Genomic DNA, 20,545 nt, shown 5'->3' with positions numbered 1-20,545 from the left:
TATCAATAATTCAGCAATAACTTCGGCAAAATAAGGCTGATATTCGGCATAAAGGTTACGAGTAACAGGCTTATCAGCAGAATGAAGAAAAACGGCAACATCGTTTTAATAACTTTATCAATACTCACCCCGGACACCGAGCAGCCAATAAATAACGCACTGCCGACCGGTGGTGTACAAATACCGAGACATAAGTTAAAGGTCATCATTATGCCGAAATGTACCGGATCAATACCGATATCCGTTGCAATCGGCAGGAAAATCGGAGTGAAAATCAGCACTGCCGGCGTCATATCCATAAAGGTGCCGACAATCAACAACAGTAGGTTGATTGCCAACAGAATCACGATCGGGTTCTCTGATATGTAAAGAAACGCATCTTGGATTAAATAAGGAATATCCGCATTTGCCATTGCCCACGACATACCGGAAGATGCGCCAATCAGCAATAAAACAATGGCGGTTGTTACGCTTGACTCTAAAATGATTTTCGGCAATTCACGCAATTTGATTTCTCGATAAATCACCATCGACAAAATCAAGGTATAAACGACTGCAATCGCAGAGGCTTCCGTAGCCGTAAATACCCCGGCAATAATGCCCCCAATCACAATAAAAATAAGTAACAACGAAGGCAGCGCATCAAGCGTACATTTTAGAATTTGCGCACAAGAGGCTTTTTCTCCCTTTGCATAACCTCGTTTCCGAGCAATAAAGCCTGCAACCAACATTACGCCTAACCCCATTAAAATACCCGGTAAGTAACCGGCTAAAAAGAGTGCGGAAATGGACGTACCGCCGGAAACAAGGGAATAAACAATCAAGGTATTACTCGGCGGAATAAGCAAGCCCGTCGGGCAAGAGGCAATATTCACCGCAGCGGACAATTCCGGATCATAGCCCTCTTTTTTCTGCAGCGGCGACATTATCCCGCCCATTGCGGCTGCCGATGCCACTGCCGAACCAGAAATCGATCCAAACATCATATTTGCCAACACATTGCAGTGAAACAATGAGCCGGGTAATCTCGCCCCAAGAATTTTTCCAGCTCAATCAAGCGTAAAGCAATCCCACCACGATTCATAATATTGCCGGACAAAATAAAAAACGGAATGGCAAGCAATGCAAAATTATCCAGTCCGGATGCCAATTTTTGCGTAACGACCATTAAAGCGGAATCAAAGGGTAAAGACACGCAAATCGTCAAAAAGGTAGCAAGCGCAATGGCGAAAGAAATCGGCACAGACAACGCCAATAATAATGCAAAGCTGCCAAATAAAATGAAAATAGCAAGCCATTCCATTTTAGATCCCCTCAAAGTTCGTCAATTGTTGCAGGTTATGCGTGATCTCCGCCACGAGATAAACCAACATAATGCCGCCGGATAAAGGTAAACAGAGGTAAACCCACCCCATACTTATTCCTAAAGACGGTGAAACCTGACCGCTCAAATAAGTATCAATGACCAGTTGCATACCACTATAAATCAAAACAAATACAGCAAAAATGAGCATCACGGCTAAAATGAACAGTTGTAAGCCGATTTTTTGCTTACCTTTTTGTTTCATCAACAGCAGATCGATCGCCAAATGTTGTTTTAGACCCGTTGCATAAGCCGCACCAATTAGACCGACCCACATAAACAAAAAACGGGCGATTTCATCTGTGGCAATACTTGGTGTCCCAAGGACATACCGAGAGATGACCTGCCATACCACACACCCAACCAAAATGGAAAAAATCCCAATGATCAACCCTGCCACGAGTTTATTAAGTTTCTTTATCATATCGGCTACGCCTTTGATTTAAACGATATAGCTACTATAACAACAGCAATAATATTTTTCTGTGATCTTGTTCACATATTTTTTATTTTGGAATACCAAATAAAAAAATATGTGATTTACATCACATTTTTAGATCGTTTGAATTGCTTTTGGAATACCTTGGTGTAGATAATATCGTCTAACTCGCAAATGCAGGGTTATTTTGTTTACCAATTTATTTCACGAAGGAGTTGCTATGTGCTTGACTAAACATTTCCGCTTAACATTACTAACAATAGGGTGCGCACTGCTATCCGCCAATAGCAGTGCCGCAACCACATTGAAGCTCAGTCATAACCAAAATAAATCTCACCCGGTACATCACGCCTTACAATTTTTTGCCGAAAAAACCAATGAGCTATCGCAAGGAGAATTAAAAATTCGGATTTACTCGGATGCTCAACTCGGCACACAACGGGAATCATTAGAATTAGTGCAAAAAGGGGCATTAGCATTAGCAAAATCCAATGCGGCAGAGCTGGAAGCCTTTTCTAAACAATATGGGGTTTACAATCTCCCTTATCTGTTCAAAGACAAAACCCAATACCATAATGTCCTGCGTAGCCGTTTAGGCAAAACCATTTTACAGGCTTCCAGTGATAACGGTTTTATCGGACTCGCCTACTTAGATGCTGGTGCAAGAAGTTTTTATGCCGCAAAAGCAATAAAGCACCCTGATGATCTGAAAGGGCTCAAAGTGAGGGTTCAGCCAAGCCCAACCGCCGTTAATATGGTAAAAGCGTTAGGCGGTAATCCAACGCCGCTTGCTTACGGTGAGCTTTATACCGCTCTACAACAAAATGTTGTCGATGCCGCTGAAAATAATATTCCGTCTTACACCCTTAGCCGCCACCACGAAGTCAGCTCGATATTCAGCCAAGACGAACACACAATGGTGCCTGATGTCTTGGTGATTTCGACTAAAGTGTGGAATACGCTCACACCAGAAAACCGCCAAGCACTTGAAAGTGCGGCACAACAAACCACAGAAAAAATGTTTGAACTGTGGGCAAATTCAGAAAATCAAGAAAAGCAGAAAGCCATAAAACAGGGGGTAACATTTGTTGAGGTTGAAAAAGCCGCCTTTAAACAGGCCGTTGAACCAATGTATCAGGAGATTCAACAAACTCATCCCGATCTATATAAACTGGTCGAGAAAATTAAAGCGATTGAATAACCTCATATAATATACAAGCGGTCGGATTATGCTGTTTTTTAACAGTCATCTCTTACTACGGTGATTAACCTCTAATCATATTCAATCGCCTATTCAACATATATCGGGGCACAAATATAACATTGTGCCCCGATTTCTTTATACTGCGCTGTTTTGCAAAAATTGAGTGCTATCCCACCGCTTGTTATTCAGCCAAATCAGCTTTTATAGCCGAAATGGGGAATGCTGTTCCAACGCTCTTTGAAATAATGAGCCGCCATTTTCGGTTCACGAGTACGGGTAAATAGCCCTTTTTTATTACCCTGTACCCTGAAAGTACCGTATTTTGTTTGGAAATCAGCGAAGTTCCAAACCTGCTCCCCGATAAAGTAAGGCAGTTTATCAATAACCTCGTGATGTGCTTTATAATATTCAATCTGAAACTCTTCAGTAAACGGGGTATTGAAATCCATATCGTGCAAACCTGCCACCGTATCTGCACCATATTCCGTGAACATTATCGGCTTGTTCGGAAATAAGGTATGCCAATACTCTAATTCTGCTTGTAATGCCTTCTTCGCTTGAGAAAGATCGGCGGTATTGACATACCACCCATAATAGCGGTTAAGGCAAATAACATCGCTTAACGCCATAACCAGATCTTTCCCTGCCGGCGCGAGCATAATATTCACAAAACAGCACGGGCGTTTTTGCGGATCACATTCTCTCGCGAGATCAAACAGAGGCTTAAAGTATTCGTATGCCCCTTCTTCTGCTGAAGACGGCTCGTTTGCAATCGACCACATTACCACGCAAGCATAATTTTTATCCCGTTGAATCAATTCCTTGATAACCTGACGGTGAGCTTCCATTGTCGTGTATTTCTGCCAAGTATTAATGTCTTGTTCTGCCGGATCATTAATTAATCCTGCGCCAAAATTATGCATCAGCCCTACCGCAGTCGTTTCATCAATCACCACAAATCCTTCCCGATCCGCCAGCCGCATCATCTCTTCCGAGTAGGGATAATGAGAGGTTCTAAATGAGTTTGCCCCCTGCCACTTCATTAAATTGGTATCTAATATATTCGCCGCATTGTTCAACCCTCGGCCGTTAAAATGCGTATCCTCGTGCCGCCCGTAACCTTTAAAATAAAACGGTTTATCATTGATTAAAAACTGATTATCTTTGATCTCAACGGTACGCATTCCAAAGGTCTCCGTATAACTATCCAGACACTGCTCATTTTGGTATAACATTACCTGCATCTTATAGAGATAAGCATTGCGTGGCTGCCAACGGACGACATTTTCAATCGTCAGTTGCTGGCAAACTAATCCCTCAGAATAGGCAACTTCTTGATCATTTTCGTCAAAAATCCTTATCTTCGCACTATCCCAATCGCCCTGTAACATCAGTGCGACATTAACCTGCGCCCGTGTCTGTTCCAGTTCATAAGTAATGGTAATATCCTCAATATAGCTTTGCGGCTTCGTCCAAATTTTTACCGGTCGATGAATCCCTGCATAATTAAAGAAGTCAAAATTTTCGCTGACCTTCTTCCTCATTTCACCTTGTTCATTTTGGTATTCCGAATAGTTTCCTACGGGCAGAGTTGAATTATTGAGAATGTTATTGCCATCTACTCTCACAAGATTTTTCCCTAATCTCACCGCTTGTGTAATCTCAAATTCAAACGGGGTAAACCCGCCCTGATGTTCACCTATTGTTTGATCGTTAATCCGAACTTGTGCAAAGTGGCTCACCGAACCAAATCGGATAAAAATCCGCTCCTTTAACATTGCCGGTGTCAGATAAAACTCGGTTTGATAGCAAAAATCACCAACATAGTTCTTACATTCACTAAGCACAAGCTGATCATTGAAGGATGCGGGAACGGCTATCGGTTGCCAGTCAGTGTGATTGGCAAATTTAAATTGCCATTCACCACTTAAATCAATCAGTTGTCGAGTTTCGGTTGCAAGAGGGTACAACATAATATCTCCTTATTTTTGAGGGTAGGAAGGGCGGCTGTTTTGCAAGTTTTGCCTTACAAACAACCGCTTATCAGATTAAGAACGGTTCGCTTTTTCTAAAGCGGCAACATTCCGATCCACAATCTCTTTGGATAACGGATACCAAAATTGCAAGATGAAGAAGATCACAATGCAGGATAATGCCGGTACTAGGGTTGCGACACGATAAATCGCATTTAGCGTTTCCGGTGTTTGCATCGGGGCATTTGCCATATAGCCGATAAAACTTAATGCAAAACCGCCCAAACCACCGGCAAGCGCTTGCCCCACTTTGCGGGCAAAGGAATAAACCGCATAAATCGTGCCGTCTTCCCGTCTATGCGTTTTAAGGTACTGATGATCAATAATATCGGTAATAAATGCCCAAATGACTACCATAAAATAGTTCAAACCGAGCAAAGCAAATAAGGCTATCGCTAAATAAACCCAAACATTGCTGATTTTTAAAAAGAACAAAATAAGATAAACGATTCCGGTGAATAATAGTGCCACTGCCGCAGACTCTTTCTTACCGAATTTTTTAACTAAAACCTGTGCAAAAGGTGCAATGGCAAAGGTGGCAATCACCGGTAACATTCCGCCGACAGATAGCGCAAACTTACTATTAAAATAATCTACATATAAATAAGGGTTCATCGTACCAATCAGCAAGTTTGCCAATAACAAAATGATTGCGACTAAGATGAATATCATCAATGCCTTATTCCCCAACAGGCTCGTAAATATCGCTTTAATATCATCAAAACATCGTTCCTGATGGTGATTTCTACGCTGTTGTACGGGAAGTTGAACCCGTTCAATCGTATTTTTCCAACAATATTGATAAAGGAAAAATGCGATAACCATAAAAATTCCCATAATTACCGTGAACATTTCAGGGACAATCACTTGCTTACCATCAATCTCCTTATAGATTAACAACGGCACAAAAAATGAGATAAAAAGGACTGCAATATTTGCTCCCATTGTTCTGAACACAGACAGTGTGGCACGATCCTCTGGTTTAGTGCTAATCACCGTTGCCATTGAACCGTAAGGAATATTTACCGCCGTGTAAGCAAAACTCCCCCACAGCAAATAGGTAACCACAACATAGGCTAACTTGTAAGGATATGCCCAATCTTTCACGATATGCAGGAAAAGTAAGAAACCGCTCACACAAACAAAAGGTGCTGCTCGCTTAATGATCCCACGAAAACGCCCTTCCTTAAACGGCATTATGGTATCGACCAATCTCCCCATACCAACATCGGTGAACGCATCCAATACTCGGGCGATTAAAAACAGTAAACCAACAACATAGCCCTCTATTTCTAATACATTGGTATAAAACAGCATTAAGAAAGAAGAGGACATAATAAAACTAAAGTCATTGGCAATATCCCCCGCCATATAGGCGACTTTATCTTTTAAGCCGAAAGGTCTTATGTTCATATTCTCCCCCTAAATATAGCTATCTTTAAAGCCGCAATAGGCATCGACCGGACTAACACCTTTAAACTCGGAACGCCCCATCATTTTGTCAACTAATAGTGCCATTGTATCGAGCTTACCGTCATACGCATTGATATAGGTTTTCACTTGGGGCACATCGGCGAGGTGAAACGGGCATTGTACGGAAACAAAAATGGTTGGAATTTCGTGGACATAGAACGGAATATCCGGCGTACCTTTCGTTGCCTGCCACACAATACGCTGAACCGTACTCATATGGACATCGGCAACATTAATAATTAAGTCATAGCGATTGACCAATTCGGCAATCGGACGTTTTTGTGAATACTCATTACGGATTGTCTTAACTTGATCTTCATCGGACATTTTCAAAATATCCGCCATCGGCGAGTGGTAAATCGTCGTCTCAAAACCGCAAGCGGTCAGTTTCTCCTGTAAAATTGCAACTGCACTTGGTCGATTACCCGCAACCATTTTGCCAAAACCACCCTCTACGCCTTTCACATTCACGAGCAGAACTCTAGCGTATTTTTCGGGGGTAATCGGAAAAACAGCCTGTTTATTCTTCACCAGTGTAATAGCATTATCCGCCACTTCTCTAAATATCGCTTTATTTTCCGGTAATCCGATTTTTGCGAGAGCCTCCGCCTTCGGTAACAAGCATTGTCCTTTCGCTTTTTTATGCAAGCCTAAACGCGCTTTTAATCCCAAAATACGTTGTAGAGCCGCTTCTAAACGCTCATCTGAAATAATGCCATTACGGTATCCGTCCAACATATAGCCAAAATCTTCATCGGGATCATTAAAAAAGAGGAATAAATCACACCCCGCAGCAATCGCGGCCGGCAACATTTCGCTCCGCTTCATCGCCGAAGTCATTGCAACCATATGACTGGCATCGGTTACAATCACACCGTTAAAATTGAGCTTACCCCGTAATAAATCGGTTAATAAAGGCTTAGAAAGGGTGGCAGGGAGGCAATCTTCATCTTGCAAACTCGGATTAAAATACTTTTCATAGGCAGGTAAATGAATATGACCCGCCATAATTGAAGGCAAATCGGCATCAATCAGCCCTTGGTAAACCTTACCGAATGTTCGATCCCATTGCTCACAAGAAAAACTATTCACACTAAATGATAAGTGCTGATCCCGCTCATCGACGCCATCGCCGGGAAAATGCTTAGCTGCCGGTGCAATCCCACTTTCTTGAATCCCTTTCATATAAGCTAACGCCATTTCAAGCACCAAATCCGGATCAGAGCCAAAAGAACGATTAGAAATAATAGGATTACGCCAGTTATAATTGATATCGACAATCGGGGCAAAGCTCCAATTACAACCAATCGCAGCCGCTTCAACACCTGCGACTCTCCCCATTTGGTAGGCATATTCTGTATTTGCCGTTGCACCAATTTTCACTTGAACACCGATTTCCGTGCCGTCTGTACAAGCACCATTTCCACCCGCTTCAGTGTTTGCCGCAATCAGCAGCGGGATCTTACTTTGTGTCTGCAAAATTAGATTTTGATCATAGACTTCCTCAGCCTTTGCAGGGTTGTAACGTACTGCACCGATATGGTACTTATTCACCATTTCCGTGAGGTATTCTTCCGTTCTGCTTGATCCCATATTGACAAAAAGCTGCCCGATTTTTTCTTCTAAACTCATACCGGCAATGGTTTGTTTAACCCACTGTATATCGTCCGGACTAAGATAAAACGGGCGTTTGCTTAAATCGACTGACATAATATTACTCCTCTGAAGCGGTGAGATGTTGTTGAAATGTTGCAATAAGCTGCTGCTGATAAGTATCGTCAAATTTTTGGAAAACCAACTTTCCTAAGGCTTCCAATACAAGACGATCCCAACTTTCTGATTCCTGATGACACAAAATAGGAAAAAAGAGAGTTCGAGCCTCTTGGGCGGCACCCAAATCCCCCGGAGAATCGCCCACCATTAAAATCTGTTCCGGCTGATAGCCGTATTGTTTTAACTGATTTAATGCAAAGGCTTTTGAGCCTTGTTCCTGACCGAAAACAACATTCACATAAGGCAAAAGATGATGGCGGCTCCATTCATCAATAATGGCATCATTATTTGCCGAACTCACCACAGCAACATCGGCAAACTGCGTTATCATCTCAAGGGAACGTTTAACATTGCCAAAAGGTGCATCTTGATGACGCAGAGCCTTAATCCCCTCATTGACCTTTTCCGACCAATCTAACGCTAACCGTAAATCTGCCGAGCCAACTCGTTCAAACTCCGCCATTAGAGATCTGTTTGAAAGCTCACGACTACTATTTACCCAATCGGTTAAATGTTGAATATCCAACTCATAACCATACGCTTTTAACCCTAATACCAAGCCTTTAAACCTATTTATACCCCGAGTCTGCGAATACAAATTTAGCCGATCCCAAATCGCAATAAAGCGTTCCCGATCTCTCAAGCCAAATACTTCAACGGCGTAGGGGCCAAAACAGCGTTGGTGTTTTAAATTCATTGTATCCATTGCACAACCATCGGAATCAATACATACAATCACATTGTGATTTTTCTCAAACCCCATATCACACCCCACTATAAGCGGAAAAACCACCGTCAATCGGCAAAATCACACCATTAACAAAACTGGCGTAATGTTCATCCATCAAAAAGAGAATACCGCCTAACAATTCGTGAGCCTCACCAAAGCGTCCCATTGGCGTATTTACTAGAATTTTATTTGCTCTTGGGGTCGGATTACCTTGCTCATCAAATAATAAGGCTCTATTTTGATTGCTGACTAAGAAGCCCGGCGCAATCGCATTACAACGGATACCAATGTGAGAAAAATGCACGGCCAACCATTGTGTGAAATTACTAATTGCAGCCTTTGCACCGGAATACGCCGGAATTTTTGTCAGTGGCGTATAGGCATTCATACTCGAAATATTGATGATATTTGCGCCTTGCTTACCCATCATATCCTTAGCAAAGACTTGGGTTGGTAATAGCGTGCCGAGATAATTCAAATTAAACACAAACTCAATCCCTGATTTATCTAAATCGAAAAACGATTTTGTTTGTGCCGGCAGATCAAACTCGTGAAATTCATTATCGGTTGTCGCTTTAGGGCTATTCCCGCCTGCGCCGTTAATTAAAATATCGCAGCCGCCCAAATTCGCTAATACCGCCTGCCGAGTAGCTTCAAGACTTGCAAGATCCAGCACATTGGTTTGGTAGGCTTTTGCAACGCCGCCCGCAGCGGTAATTTCCGCCGCATAAGCCGCCGCTTGCTCTACGTTAATATCTAACAAGGCAATTTTTGCCCCGGTTTTAGCCAACTCTTTTGCAAAGTAAGCACATAAAACGCCTCCAGCTCCCGTTATCACAATAACTTTTCCCGTAAAATTATGTTTTTTCTCAATACTCATACCTTCTCCGATTTATTTCTGATTAAACTGACATCACTTTATCCCTTTTTTACAATTTGGAATACCAAAAAATATTGATTTTGTGATCCACCTCACAAAACAACCATTTTGGTTTACCAAACACAACAAAACTATACTAAAATAATCTCATTCTATTTTGTGATGAGAAACTAATTGGGAGTAAAAAATGGAACAAACGTGGCGTTGGTATGGGGAAAGCGATCCCGTATCTTTAGATGATATAAAACAAGCCGGGGCGACAGGAATTGTTACCGCACTACACCATATACCGAACGGGCAGGTATGGGAAATAGCGGAAATCCAAAAACGTAAAGCCGTGATTGAGGCGAAAGGCTTAACTTGGTCGGTGGTTGAAAGTGTGCCGGTACACGAAGAGATCAAAACACAAACGGGGCAATTCGAGCAATGGATTGCGAATTACCAACAAACACTACGCAATTTGGCACAGTGTGGGATTGATACAGTCTGCTACAATTTTATGCCGGTACTTGATTGGACAAGAACCGATTTGGAATACCAAATGCCAGACGGTTCAAAAGCATTACGCTTCGATCAAGTTGCTTTCTGTGCTTTTGAGCTTTATATCCTGCAACGTCCGAATGCTTACCTAAACTATACCGAAAGCGAGCAGCGTGAAGCGAAAAGCTATTTTGATCAAATGAGCGAAGCCGATAAACAGAAGCTAACGCATAATATCATTGCCGGGCTACCAGGGTCGGAGGAAGGCTATACTTTGCAAGCATTTCAAGCTCAACTCGATCGCTATAACGGCATCTCAACGGAAAAATTCCGTGAACATCTCGCCTATTTCCTCAAAAAAATCATACCTGTTGCGCAAGAAGTCGGCATCAGAATGGCAATACACCCGGACGATCCCCCGCGCGCAATCTTGGGCTTACCTCGCATAGTGTCCTGTGCTGAAGATATGCAATGGCTGATTGATACCGTCAATCTACCCGCAAACGGTTTTACAATGTGTACCGGCTCATATGGGGTGAGATCGGATAATGATTTAGTCGCAATTACAGAAAAATTTGCCGATCGCATTTACTTTGCTCATTTGCGTTCAACACAGCGGGAGCAAAACCCGCTCAGTTTTCACGAAGCTGATCACCTTGCCGGAGATGTAGATATGTTTGAGGTCGTCAAAACACTGTTAGCGGAAGAGCGCCGCCGCCAAGGGATTGGCGATTTTCGCCCAATTCCTCTGCGCCCTGATCACGGGCATCAAATGCTTGATGATTTGCACAAAAAAACCAATCCCGGCTACTCTGCCATTGGGCGTTTAAGAGGTCTTGCCGAACTGCGAGGATTAGAATTTGCGTTAAAACGGGCTTATTTTTAAAGTAAAATAGCACTACAAGCGGTTATTTTTATTCAAAAATTTGTAAAAAGACCGCTTGTTTATTTAATTTTAAATGCCTTTAATAATAAATCAAAAATATAGTTTTCCACTGTTGAATAATTATTTTTCTTTAAGCGACAAAGTGTTACCCGCCATAAAATCGGATCTCTAATTTTTCGACAAATAAAATCTGTAGAAGAATACTGCTGTGCGATCGGATAAGGTAATATTGTTAATATATCCGAATTTAACTTTACGGCACTTAACATAAAATCCCAAGAACTGGATTCAATAATAATATTAGGGTAAATATTATGCCGTTCAAATGCATCTTTTAATTGATGTGATATCATAAACGTATGGTCAAAAATCGCCATTTTCGCTTTATTTAAGTCCTGCCATTCAATCACTTCCTTATGGGCTAAAGGGTGAGAGGGCGAAAGAAACACGGATAACTCGGAATGATGAATTTCAAAGGAATCAATAATATTTTTCGAGATCCCCTCCGGATAAAGCAGCACTGCAAAATCAACCTGCTCTAATAATAGCTCACTTTTTAAAGCAAATGCGCCTTTCTCTTTTATTTCAAACTGAATTATCGGATGATTTAATATCATTTTTGGCATTACGTCAGGAAAAATAACCGATAAAATCAATGGCGGAATACCAATAGCGATTTCCCCTAAGATTTCCTTATTCTCCTTATGTAAATTACGATGCATTTCATTATATTTACTGATGATCTCCTTTGCATCATTATAATAATTCTCACCAATATAAGTTAAGCCGACTATTTTCCCATTTAGACGTTTAAATAATTGAATATCTTCTTTATTTTCAAAATCAGCAATCATCATACTTAATGCCGGTTGTGAAATATAAAGGTTTTGAGCTGTCTTACTCAAATTAAAGTTATTTTCCACAATAGCGATAAAATAACGTAAATGCCGAATATCCACGACAACCTCCTCAAATAACATTACAAAAAAGATGACGGTTTCGACCGCTTGCAATATCCGTTCCTCACCAAAGCTATCAATAAAATTTATAGGTGGCTAAAAAATCTGTATTTCTAATCACCAATCTCTTTTGCTATCCTTTTTTAAACAACACAAATTGATAGGTATTTGCTTTTAAAACAGATCTTTATATACGAATTATTTGCCTATAAACGATTAAATTTCTTACATCTTACCATTAAATCAAATACAACGCTTGATTTAAGCGGTGAAGCCAACTTTTTATTATAAATATTTCTGATGAAATAGACTTTGGAGCAGACTATGTCAAAACTCATTTCTCTCACTGAGCTACCCCGTCATTTTTTTAACGGTATGACCATAATGTCCGGTGGTTTTATGGGTATCGGAACACCTGAAAAAATCGTACAAGCGATTTTAGAAAGTGAGATTCACGATATTCATCTGATTTGTAGCGACACAGCACAAGTACACAACGGCGTAGGGCCGTTAATTGTACAAAATCGAGTGAAGAAAATTTCTGCTTCCCATATTGGCACGAATCCGGAAACCGGCAAAAAAATGATTTCAGGTGAAATTGAGGTCGAACTAATCCCACAGGGAACATTTGCCGAACGCATTCGAGCAGGTGGCGCCGGTTTAGGCGGAATTTTAACACCGACAGGGGTAGGGACAGTCGTAGAACAAGGCAAACAAAAAATAGAGATCGACGGTACGACTTACTTACTAGAACGCCCGCTCACCGCCGATATTGCGATCCTCAAAGCCGATATTGCCGATGAAAACGGTAATCTCATTTACAACGGTGCCGCCCGCAACTTTAATCCGCTAATGGCACTGGCCGCCAAAACCGTTATCGTGCAAGCAGATAAAATCGTCAAAGCAGGCACACTCGATCCAAATCAGGTTATGACACCGGCAATGCTGGTTGATTACCTCATTCCAAGCTATTAAGGGAGACATCGTATGAACGCAAAAGAATTAATCGCGCGCCGTATTGCAATGGAGCTTCAAAACGGCGATATCGTCAATCTCGGCATTGGGCTACCGACACTAGTTGCTAATTATTTGCCTGATCATATTGATATTACCCTGCAATCTGAAAACGGCTTCTTAGGTCTCACGGCGCACGATCCGCAAAATGATAACCCTAATATTGTGAATGCCGGCGGGCAGCCTTGTGGCATAAAAGCAGACGGCGCTTTTTTTGACAGTGCCTTTTCTTTCGCACTCATCAGAGGAGGGCATATTGATGCCTGCGTGCTGGGCGGATTAGAGGTCGATCAGCAAGCTAATCTCGCCAATTGGATGGTACCGGGCAAAATGGTGCCGGGAATGGGAGGGGCAATGGATTTAGTCACCGGTGCGAAAAAAGTCATCATCGGAATGGAACACTGTGCCAAATCCGGTGCATCTAAAATTTTAAAACAGTGCAGCTTACCTCTAACCGCACTCAATAAAGTCAAAATGATTGTAACCGAACTGGCGGTTTTTGAATTTGAGCAAGGCAAACTGGTTTTAAAAGAACACGCCCCTAACGTCGATTTAGCAACCATTCAAGCAAAAACAGAGGCGGATTTTATTGTTGCCGATGATTTTAAACAAATGATCATCAGTGAAAAAGGATTAGTCGTATGATTAACCGTATCGCCCGCTGTACGACAACACTTGTCAGCCGCTATATGCCGGAACCGCTTGTCCTGGCGGTTCTCTTAAGCCTCGTCATTTTCTTCTGCGCTTGGGGATTTACCGATCATAACCCAATACAACTCGTTAATATGTGGGGTAACGGCTTTTGGAATCTGCTCGCTTTTAGTATGCAAATGGCAATGGTCGTTGTAACAGGTAATGCGCTTGCCTCTGCTCCGCAGATCCGCCGCTGTCTTGGCATAACGGCCTCTATCGCTAAAACGCCGGCGCAAGGTGTAATGCTAGTTACCTTTATGAGTGCCGCCGCTTGTGCGATCAACTGGGGATTTGGCTTAGTTGTCGGGGCGATGTTTGCCAAAGAGGTCGCCCGCCGTATTCAAGGAACGGATTATGCTTTACTGATTGCTTGTGCTTATATCGGCTTTATGACGTGGGGCGGTGGATTTTCCGGCTCAATGCCGCTACAAGCCGCCACACCCAATAACCCAATCGCCCACCTCATTAGCTCCGGCACCAACCCTCTCGGCATCGTCCCCGTCAATCAAACACTATTCACCGGCTACAACCTTTTTATCATTCTAATGCTACTTATTTGCCTGCCTTTTATTACCCGAATGATGAACCCGAAAGGCGGTGATGTTCGCACCGTTAATCCTCAATTATTACAACCCGATCCGGACTTCAGCAAAACACTTGATCACACGGCAACGCTTGCCGAAAAAATTGAAGAAAGCCGTCTATTAGCTTATCTAATTGCCAGCACTGGGTTTAGTTATTTGGCGATCTCTTTCTTTCAAAACGGATTTAGTCTCACCATCAATACTGTCAATCTCATTTTCTTAATGACGGGTATTTTACTACACGGATCGCCTGCCGCTTATGTGAGAGCAATCACCAATGCCGCTCGCAGTACCGCTGGTATTCTTATCCAGTTCCCATTTTATGCCGGAATGCAGCTAATGATGGAACACTCCGGTCTAGGCGGAATGATTACCGAATTTTTCGTCAACATCTCCAATAAAGACACATTCCCGCTGTTAACCTTCTTTAGCTCTGCCCTCGTCAATTTTGCCGTGCCGTCCGGTGGCGGACACTGGGTTGTTCAAGGTCCGTTTGTCATTCCTGCCGCCCTCTCCCTTGAAGCCGATTTAGGCAAATCGGTAATGGCTATCGCCTACGGCGATATGTGGGCAAATATGGCACAACCGTTTTGGGCGCTTCCCGCCCTCGGCATCGCAGGATTAGGGGTAAGAGATATTATGGGCTACTGCATTACTGCACTCATTTTTACCACCCCTATCTTTGTCATCGGACTCTATTTCTTATAAATCTAACAGGAGGACATAATGGAAAATATTGTGATTGTCAGTGCGGCAAGAACCGCTATCGGTCGCTTCGGCGGCAGCTTAGCACATACCAGTGCGATTGATTTAGGCGCAATTGTGATTGATGAAGTATTAAAACGTGCCAATATTGATGCTTCAAAGGTGGACGAGGTGATTATGGGTAACGTTCTACAAGCGGGTTTAGGGCAAAATCCCGCCCGCCAAGCCGCCCTAAAAGCCGGCATTAGCGATAATGTTTCCTCGTTTACCCTCAATAAAGTGTGCGGTTCCGGTTTAAAAGCCGTCGTGCTTGGCGCACAAGCGATTACTGCCGGCGATGCCGAGATTGTGATTGTCGGAGGGATGGAAAATATGAGCCAAGCCCCCTATGTACTCGACAGCAAAGCACGTTTCGGTGCAAAAATGGGGAATTTAACCCTACGGGATACAATGGTGGAAGACGGTTTAACCTGCGCCATCAACCGTTATCATATGGGTATTACCGCGGAAAATATTGCCACAAAATACCAATTAAGCCGCACAGAACAAGATCAATTTGCCCTTCGTTCACAAACATTGGCACAACAAGCGGTTGAATCCGGCACATTTTCTGCAGAAATTGTTCCGGTTATCCTCAAAACCCGTCAGGGCGAACAATGCTTTAACCAAGACGAGCATCCGACCTTTGGCACAACTGCCGAAAGCCTCGCCAAACTACGTCCCGCATTCACCAAAGACGGCACAGTTACCGCCGGTAATGCTTCCGGTCTAAATGACGGTGCCGCCGCCCTATTATTGATGACAGAAAGCAAAGCCAAAGCGCTCGGGCTTACCCCCTTAGCCCGTATTCTCAGCTATGCCAGTGCGGGAAACGATCCGCAGGTAATGGGGCTAGGGCCGATACCCGCCGTCAAAAAAGCGTTGGCAAAAGCTCAATTAAACTTAGATCAAATTGATTTGATCGAAGCTAATGAAGCCTTTGCCGCCCAAGCATTAGGGGTTGCCAAGGAACTGCAGTTAGATTTGGCTAAAACTAATCTAAATGGCGGCGCAATTGCACTCGGTCACCCTATCGGCGCAAGCGGTGCCAGAATTTTAGTTACCTTACTTTATGCACTCCAAGCTCGAAATAAAACCCTAGGGCTAGCGACATTATGTATCGGCGGTGGTCAAGGTATCGCAATGATCGTTGAACGCCCTTAAACCCTCATCACTACACCAACAGGAGCTATCTATGTTAAATGAAAAAATTGCGATTGTTACCGGTGCGGCAAGCGGCATCGGTCTTGCCGTCAGCCAAAATCTTGCACAAGCCGGTGCAAAGGTTGTTATGGTGGATATTAACCAACCGCTTTTACAACAAGAAGCACAAAGATTACACGCCGCATATACCGTAGCGGATTTATCCAAGCGTGCAGACTGTAAAGCCGTTGTTGATTATGCTGTCGAACAATTTGGCAGTGTGGACATTTTAGTCAATGTTGCCGGTATCCAAACTATTTCGCCTATTGCCGATTTTCCCGAAGATCGTTGGGATTTAATGCTGAACTTAATGCTCACTGCCCCTTTCCTACTCACCAAATACAGTTGGCGCTATATGCAACAAAATCGTTGGGGGAGGGTGATTAATCTAAACTCCATTCACGGCTTGGTCGCCTCCGAGTTTAAATCTGCCTATGTTTCTGCTAAACACGGGTTAGCCGGCTTCACCAAAACCGCAGCGTTAGAAGGCGGTGAATACGGTATTACGGTAAATTCCATTTGTCCTGCCTACGTCAGAACGCCGTTAGTCGATAAGCAAATCGCCGATCAAGCGAAACATCACGGTATTTCCGAGCAAGAGGTTATCAGCAAAATTATGCTACAAAAAGCGGCGGTAAAACGCTTAATCGAACCGGCAGAGATCGGTGAGTTTGTGAAATTCCTCTGCTCTAATGCCGCAAGCTCAATTTCCGGCGCAAACCTGTCGATTGATGGCGGTTGGACTGCCGGCTAATCCCCTCGCACAATGGGCTAACAAGCGGTTCATTGTGCGATATTTTTTACAACGATGAACGGGTGGTATCTAACGTTCAATACAGAGAAGAAAATAAGGAGAACCTTATGTTCAGTTTAATCGGTATTTTTATCGGCTTGGTTTTGCTAATGTTTTTAGCTTTTCGAGGCTATTCAATCGTTTGGATTGCCCCCTTATGTGCGGCGATTGTCGCATTGACCGGCGGGTTAGATATTTTAGATGCCTACTTAGGCAGCTATATGAACGGCTTAGTCGGTTTTGTGAAAGCGTGGTTTCCCGCTTTCTTACTCAGCGCAATATTCGGTAACTTAATGGATGTAACAGGCAGTGCAAAATCTATCGCCGTTTGGCTGACAAAAGTGATGGGCTCAAAAAGCGCAATCGCCTCTATTGTGTTAGGATGCGCATTACTCACTTACGGCGGGGTCAGCTTTAAAGAAGCCAATATCAGTCGCCGTTTAATCCCCGGCACCATTGCTTGTGGCGCATTTACATTTACGATGACAGCATTGCCCGGTTCACCGCAAATTCAAAACCTTATTCCGACACAATATTTCGGTACAGACGCAATGGCTGCGCCCATAATGGGTTTAACCGCTTCCGCTATTTTATTTTTCGGCGGCGTTGCTTACCTTGAATACAGACGCAGAAAATATGCCCGACAAGGCGAATATTTTGTTGAGCCTGACAATAAAACGACTAAAGCACAACAAGAACAACTACCGTCCCCTTTACTCGCTATTCTCCCATTAGCCACCGTTATCGTTGTACTTAATTTTATTCCACCGCTTATTGGGCTTAGCAACAGCGATCCGAAAAATATCGTGCTTGCTTTGCTGGCGGGTATCGCTTTAGTGATGTTACTCAACATAAAGCAAAGACAATTTTTTACCTCTGCAATCGGAAAAGGGGCTAATGGTGCAGTAGGCGCAATTATCAATACCGCCGCGGCAGTCGGTTTTGGCAGTGTGGTGAGAATGGCACCGGGCTTTGAACACTTAACCACGATGATCTTAAATATTCCGGGCAGCCCGTTAATTTCGCTCTCTGTCGCCGTCAATATTTTAGCCGGTGCAACGGGATCGGCATCAGGCGGAATGGGTATAGCGTTAGAAGCATTGGACGAAAAATACCTCGCTATAGCCAAACAAGCGCATATTTCTCCCGAAGCCTTTCACCGCATTGCATCGCTATCTTCCGGCGGGTTAGATACAATGCCGCATAATGGTGCCGTATTAACATTACTCAGTAATACGGGAATGACGCACAAAGATTCGTACCTTGAGATTGCCGTTACCTCATTTATTCTCCCGATCATTGCGACCGTTATTGTGATTTTATTGTTTAGTTTATTCGGGATTTACTAAAGACAAGCGGTCTGCCGAGTTATTTTTTTTGCAAAATTTGCGTATAGGGAGACCGCTTGTCTCCCTGTATTCTCGGCAGTTTAAACAATATAAAATAAAGATAGCAGATTAAACCCCAACTGCAACAGGGCTAGTGTTAAATAAATAGCCGTCAAAGTCCGGATCATCGAGGTCAGACAGTTCAAACAACGTTTGTTTCACGTTCTCTAAATGTTGCCACATTGCTTTACGCGCAAGAGCTGGATCTTTGCGTTGAATCGCATTTAAAATCGCTTCGTGATCCGCTAACCATTTTTTTCGGTATTCAAAATTCCTAATATGAGCGTGCAACCCCGCCCACATTGAGCTGGTAAAACGGTAATCCCATAATGTTTGTTGGATTTTTATCAGCACTTCATTCTGCGTAATACGTGCAAGGGTACAATGGAACTGCTGATCTTCAACATAATCATCCAAACCTAAATCTAACGTTTCTTTCTCTTTCTTCAATATATTCCGAAGCAATACAATATCATTACGGGTTGCCTGAATCGCCGCAAATTCGGCAATACCGCTCTCTAATAATTGGCGAGCCTGTATCAATTCAAAAGGCCCGATTTCCTCAGAACGTGTAACCACTTTTTGAGGCAAGCTAGTCGGGAGGTTGACGACATAAACGCCCGATCCCTTTTTAACCTCAATCAGTTCTTCCAGCTCCAACATTATCAACGCTTCTCGGATCACTGTCCGACTCACACCGAAACGCTCGGCAATATCTCGCTCTGGCGGTAGTCTATCCCCCAGCTTATAAATTCCTTTTGCTAAATCTTCCCTAAGTAAAGCCCCTATTTTCTTATAGGAACGTAATTGGCTATTTTCTTCGGATTTCATCATTCTAAAATGGGATTACACAATAAATGGAAAGGATTATTTAATATGCTCAATGAAACTTGACAGCCACGCTTCCGCTGAACCGTCGTGGTCAAAATTTTGCGTTACATCAATGCGGAGGGAATCGCACACCTGTGTTGCACCCTGTGCTTTCAGCGCAGTTTCGACAATATCAACGGCATAGCAAAAGGTATCATAATCAGAGCTACCTAAACCAATAACCCCAAATTTCAGAGTTGAAAAATCGGGAGATTGTTCGGCAATTTCCTCAAACAACGGCTGGATATTATCCGGCAACTCGCCAGCACCGTGCGTAGAGGTAATGACAATAAGGTGGGGGCGTGATTGAATATCGTTAAGCCCGGCATTGTTGAATACATCAACCTGATAGCCCTTTGCATTCAATACATCATTTAGGTGATCGGCAACATACTCTGCCCCACCTAATGTACTACCAGTAATAATACAGATAGATTGGGTCATAAATTTTTACTCTCAACAGTTAAACTATAGCCTATTATAGCGTATTCACTCTAATTCAGTGTTTTATTAGGCAAATTTTATGATGGCTTTACACATTAGTAGCCATATCAATGAGAGAAAATCGATTAACTACAATCAGATAGTAGAATGCAGATAATAAAAAAGCAGCTCTATAAGCTGCTTTTAAAATTTATAATATGGCAGGGGCGGAGAGGCTCGAACTCCCAACACCCGGTTTTGGAGACCGGTGCTCTACCAATTGAACTACGCCCCTAAAGCTAAAGCGAGTAATAAACTCGCTAATTTTAAATAAGTGGCGGAACGGACGGGACTCGAACCCGCGACCCCCTGCGTGACAGGCAGGTATTCTAACCAGCTGAACTACCGCTCCGCAAATTAGGATGATTAACAGTGCCCTACTCTCACATGAGGAATCCCCACACTACCATCGGCGTTACAGCATTTCACTTCTGAGTTCGGAATGGAATCAGGTGGTGCTACTGCACTCTTGCTGTTAATCAAATTCTTTATTAAATCAGTTCACTTGTAAAAATAAGCTCATTTAATAAATCCTGATGGTGCCCTACTCTCA

Annotated in this window: 17 protein-coding genes, 2 tRNA genes, 1 rRNA gene and 1 pseudogene; 8 read left to right on the top strand and 13 right to left on the bottom strand. The window is 43.0% G+C overall.

The annotated features are described in order from the left end of the window. Positions 1 to 2: 2 nt before the first annotated feature. Positions 3 to 1,303, bottom strand: a pseudogene (locus RO21_RS02585) (TRAP transporter large permease). A gap of 1 nt (position 1,304) precedes the next feature. After that, the gene (locus RO21_RS02580) at positions 1,305 to 1,787 is read right to left on the bottom strand and encodes a TRAP transporter small permease (protein WP_047976241.1); all 483 of its coding nucleotides are present in this window, start codon (positions 1,785 to 1,787) and stop codon (positions 1,305 to 1,307) included. A 235-nt stretch (positions 1,788 to 2,022) separates the two neighbouring features. Between RO21_RS02580 and RO21_RS02575 the strand changes: the two genes are divergently transcribed. Beyond that, a complete protein-coding gene (locus RO21_RS02575) occupies positions 2,023 to 3,003 on the top strand; it encodes a TRAP transporter substrate-binding protein (protein ID WP_047976240.1) in 981 nt (326 codons plus the stop codon). 197 nt (positions 3,004 to 3,200) lie between these two features. Here RO21_RS02575 and uidA read toward each other — a convergent pair whose 3' ends face one another. The 5 genes from uidA to RO21_RS02550 form a co-directional block, all read right to left on the bottom strand. Then, a complete protein-coding gene (gene uidA, locus RO21_RS02570; RefSeq protein ID WP_047976239.1) occupies positions 3,201 to 4,979 on the bottom strand; it encodes a beta-glucuronidase in 1,779 nt (592 codons plus the stop codon). A 75-nt stretch (positions 4,980 to 5,054) separates the two neighbouring features. Further along, positions 5,055 to 6,452: an MFS transporter gene (locus RO21_RS02565; protein WP_047976238.1), complete on the bottom strand. Its 1,398-nt coding sequence runs from the start codon at positions 6,450 to 6,452 to the stop codon at positions 5,055 to 5,057. A 9-nt stretch (positions 6,453 to 6,461) separates the two neighbouring features. Continuing rightward, entirely contained in the window at positions 6,462 to 8,222 is a 1,761-nt protein-coding gene (locus RO21_RS02560; RefSeq protein ID WP_047976237.1) for a glycoside hydrolase family 3 protein, read from the bottom strand. Between the two features lie 4 nt (positions 8,223 to 8,226). Continuing rightward, positions 8,227 to 9,048 (bottom strand): HAD family hydrolase, encoded by an 822-nt coding sequence (locus RO21_RS02555; RefSeq protein ID WP_047976236.1) that lies wholly within the window; start codon positions 9,046 to 9,048, stop codon positions 8,227 to 8,229. A 1-nt stretch (position 9,049) separates the two neighbouring features. Further along, entirely contained in the window at positions 9,050 to 9,895 is an 846-nt protein-coding gene (locus tag RO21_RS02550; RefSeq protein ID WP_047976235.1) for an SDR family oxidoreductase, read from the bottom strand. A 187-nt stretch (positions 9,896 to 10,082) separates the two neighbouring features. Here RO21_RS02550 and uxuA point away from each other — a divergent pair, with 187 nt between their 5' ends. Next, positions 10,083 to 11,261, top strand: coding sequence for a mannonate dehydratase (uxuA, locus tag RO21_RS02545; protein ID WP_047976234.1), 1,179 nt, complete (start codon positions 10,083 to 10,085; stop codon positions 11,259 to 11,261). A gap of 59 nt (positions 11,262 to 11,320) precedes the next feature. On the opposite strand, the gene RO21_RS02540 is transcribed toward uxuA, so the two are convergent. After that, entirely contained in the window at positions 11,321 to 12,220 is a 900-nt protein-coding gene (locus RO21_RS02540; protein ID WP_047976248.1) for a LysR family transcriptional regulator, read from the bottom strand. A 324-nt stretch (positions 12,221 to 12,544) separates the two neighbouring features. On the opposite strand from RO21_RS02540, the gene atoD reads away from it, so the two are divergent. The 6 genes from atoD (at position 12,545) to RO21_RS02510 (ending at position 18,600) form a co-directional block, all read left to right on the top strand. Further along, the gene (gene atoD / locus RO21_RS02535; RefSeq protein ID WP_047976233.1) at positions 12,545 to 13,195 is read left to right on the top strand and encodes an acetate CoA-transferase subunit alpha; all 651 of its coding nucleotides are present in this window, start codon (positions 12,545 to 12,547) and stop codon (positions 13,193 to 13,195) included. Positions 13,196 to 13,207: 12 nt separating this feature from the next. Further along, a complete protein-coding gene (locus RO21_RS02530; protein WP_047976232.1) occupies positions 13,208 to 13,879 on the top strand; it encodes a 3-oxoacid CoA-transferase subunit B in 672 nt (223 codons plus the stop codon). Further along, on the top strand, positions 13,876 to 15,219 hold the full coding sequence (locus RO21_RS02525; protein ID WP_047976231.1) for a TIGR00366 family protein: 1,344 nt from the start codon (positions 13,876 to 13,878) through the stop codon (positions 15,217 to 15,219). The genes RO21_RS02530 and RO21_RS02525 overlap by 4 nt, the downstream gene beginning before the upstream one ends. Before the next feature lie 18 nt (positions 15,220 to 15,237). Then, positions 15,238 to 16,419: an acetyl-CoA C-acetyltransferase gene (locus RO21_RS02520; RefSeq protein WP_047976230.1), complete on the top strand. Its 1,182-nt coding sequence runs from the start codon at positions 15,238 to 15,240 to the stop codon at positions 16,417 to 16,419. Positions 16,420 to 16,450: 31 nt separating this feature from the next. Further along, the gene (locus tag RO21_RS02515; protein WP_047976229.1) at positions 16,451 to 17,212 is read left to right on the top strand and encodes a 3-hydroxybutyrate dehydrogenase; all 762 of its coding nucleotides are present in this window, start codon (positions 16,451 to 16,453) and stop codon (positions 17,210 to 17,212) included. A gap of 107 nt (positions 17,213 to 17,319) precedes the next feature. Continuing rightward, complete coding sequence (locus RO21_RS02510) at positions 17,320 to 18,600, top strand: GntP family permease (RefSeq protein WP_047976228.1); 1,281 nt, start codon at positions 17,320 to 17,322, stop codon at positions 18,598 to 18,600. A gap of 108 nt (positions 18,601 to 18,708) precedes the next feature. Here RO21_RS02510 and RO21_RS02505 read toward each other — a convergent pair whose 3' ends face one another. The 5 genes from RO21_RS02505 to rrf form a co-directional block, all read right to left on the bottom strand. Next, positions 18,709 to 19,470, bottom strand: coding sequence for an FCD domain-containing protein (locus RO21_RS02505; protein ID WP_047976227.1), 762 nt, complete (start codon positions 19,468 to 19,470; stop codon positions 18,709 to 18,711). 36 nt (positions 19,471 to 19,506) lie between these two features. Next, complete coding sequence (gene mioC / locus RO21_RS02500; protein ID WP_047976226.1) at positions 19,507 to 19,953, bottom strand: FMN-binding protein MioC; 447 nt, start codon at positions 19,951 to 19,953, stop codon at positions 19,507 to 19,509. A gap of 198 nt (positions 19,954 to 20,151) precedes the next feature. Continuing rightward, positions 20,152 to 20,227, bottom strand: a tRNA-Trp gene (locus RO21_RS02495). 40 nt (positions 20,228 to 20,267) lie between these two features. After that, positions 20,268 to 20,344, bottom strand: a tRNA-Asp gene (locus RO21_RS02490). Positions 20,345 to 20,356: 12 nt separating this feature from the next. Then, positions 20,357 to 20,472, bottom strand: a 5S ribosomal RNA gene (gene rrf / locus RO21_RS02485). Between the last annotated feature and the right edge of the window lie 73 nt (positions 20,473 to 20,545).

The organism is Muribacter muris (assembly GCF_001038205.1).
GTDB lineage: Bacteria > Pseudomonadota > Gammaproteobacteria > Enterobacterales > Pasteurellaceae > Muribacter > Muribacter muris.
This window is presented reverse-complemented; position numbering and strand designations above follow the sequence as displayed.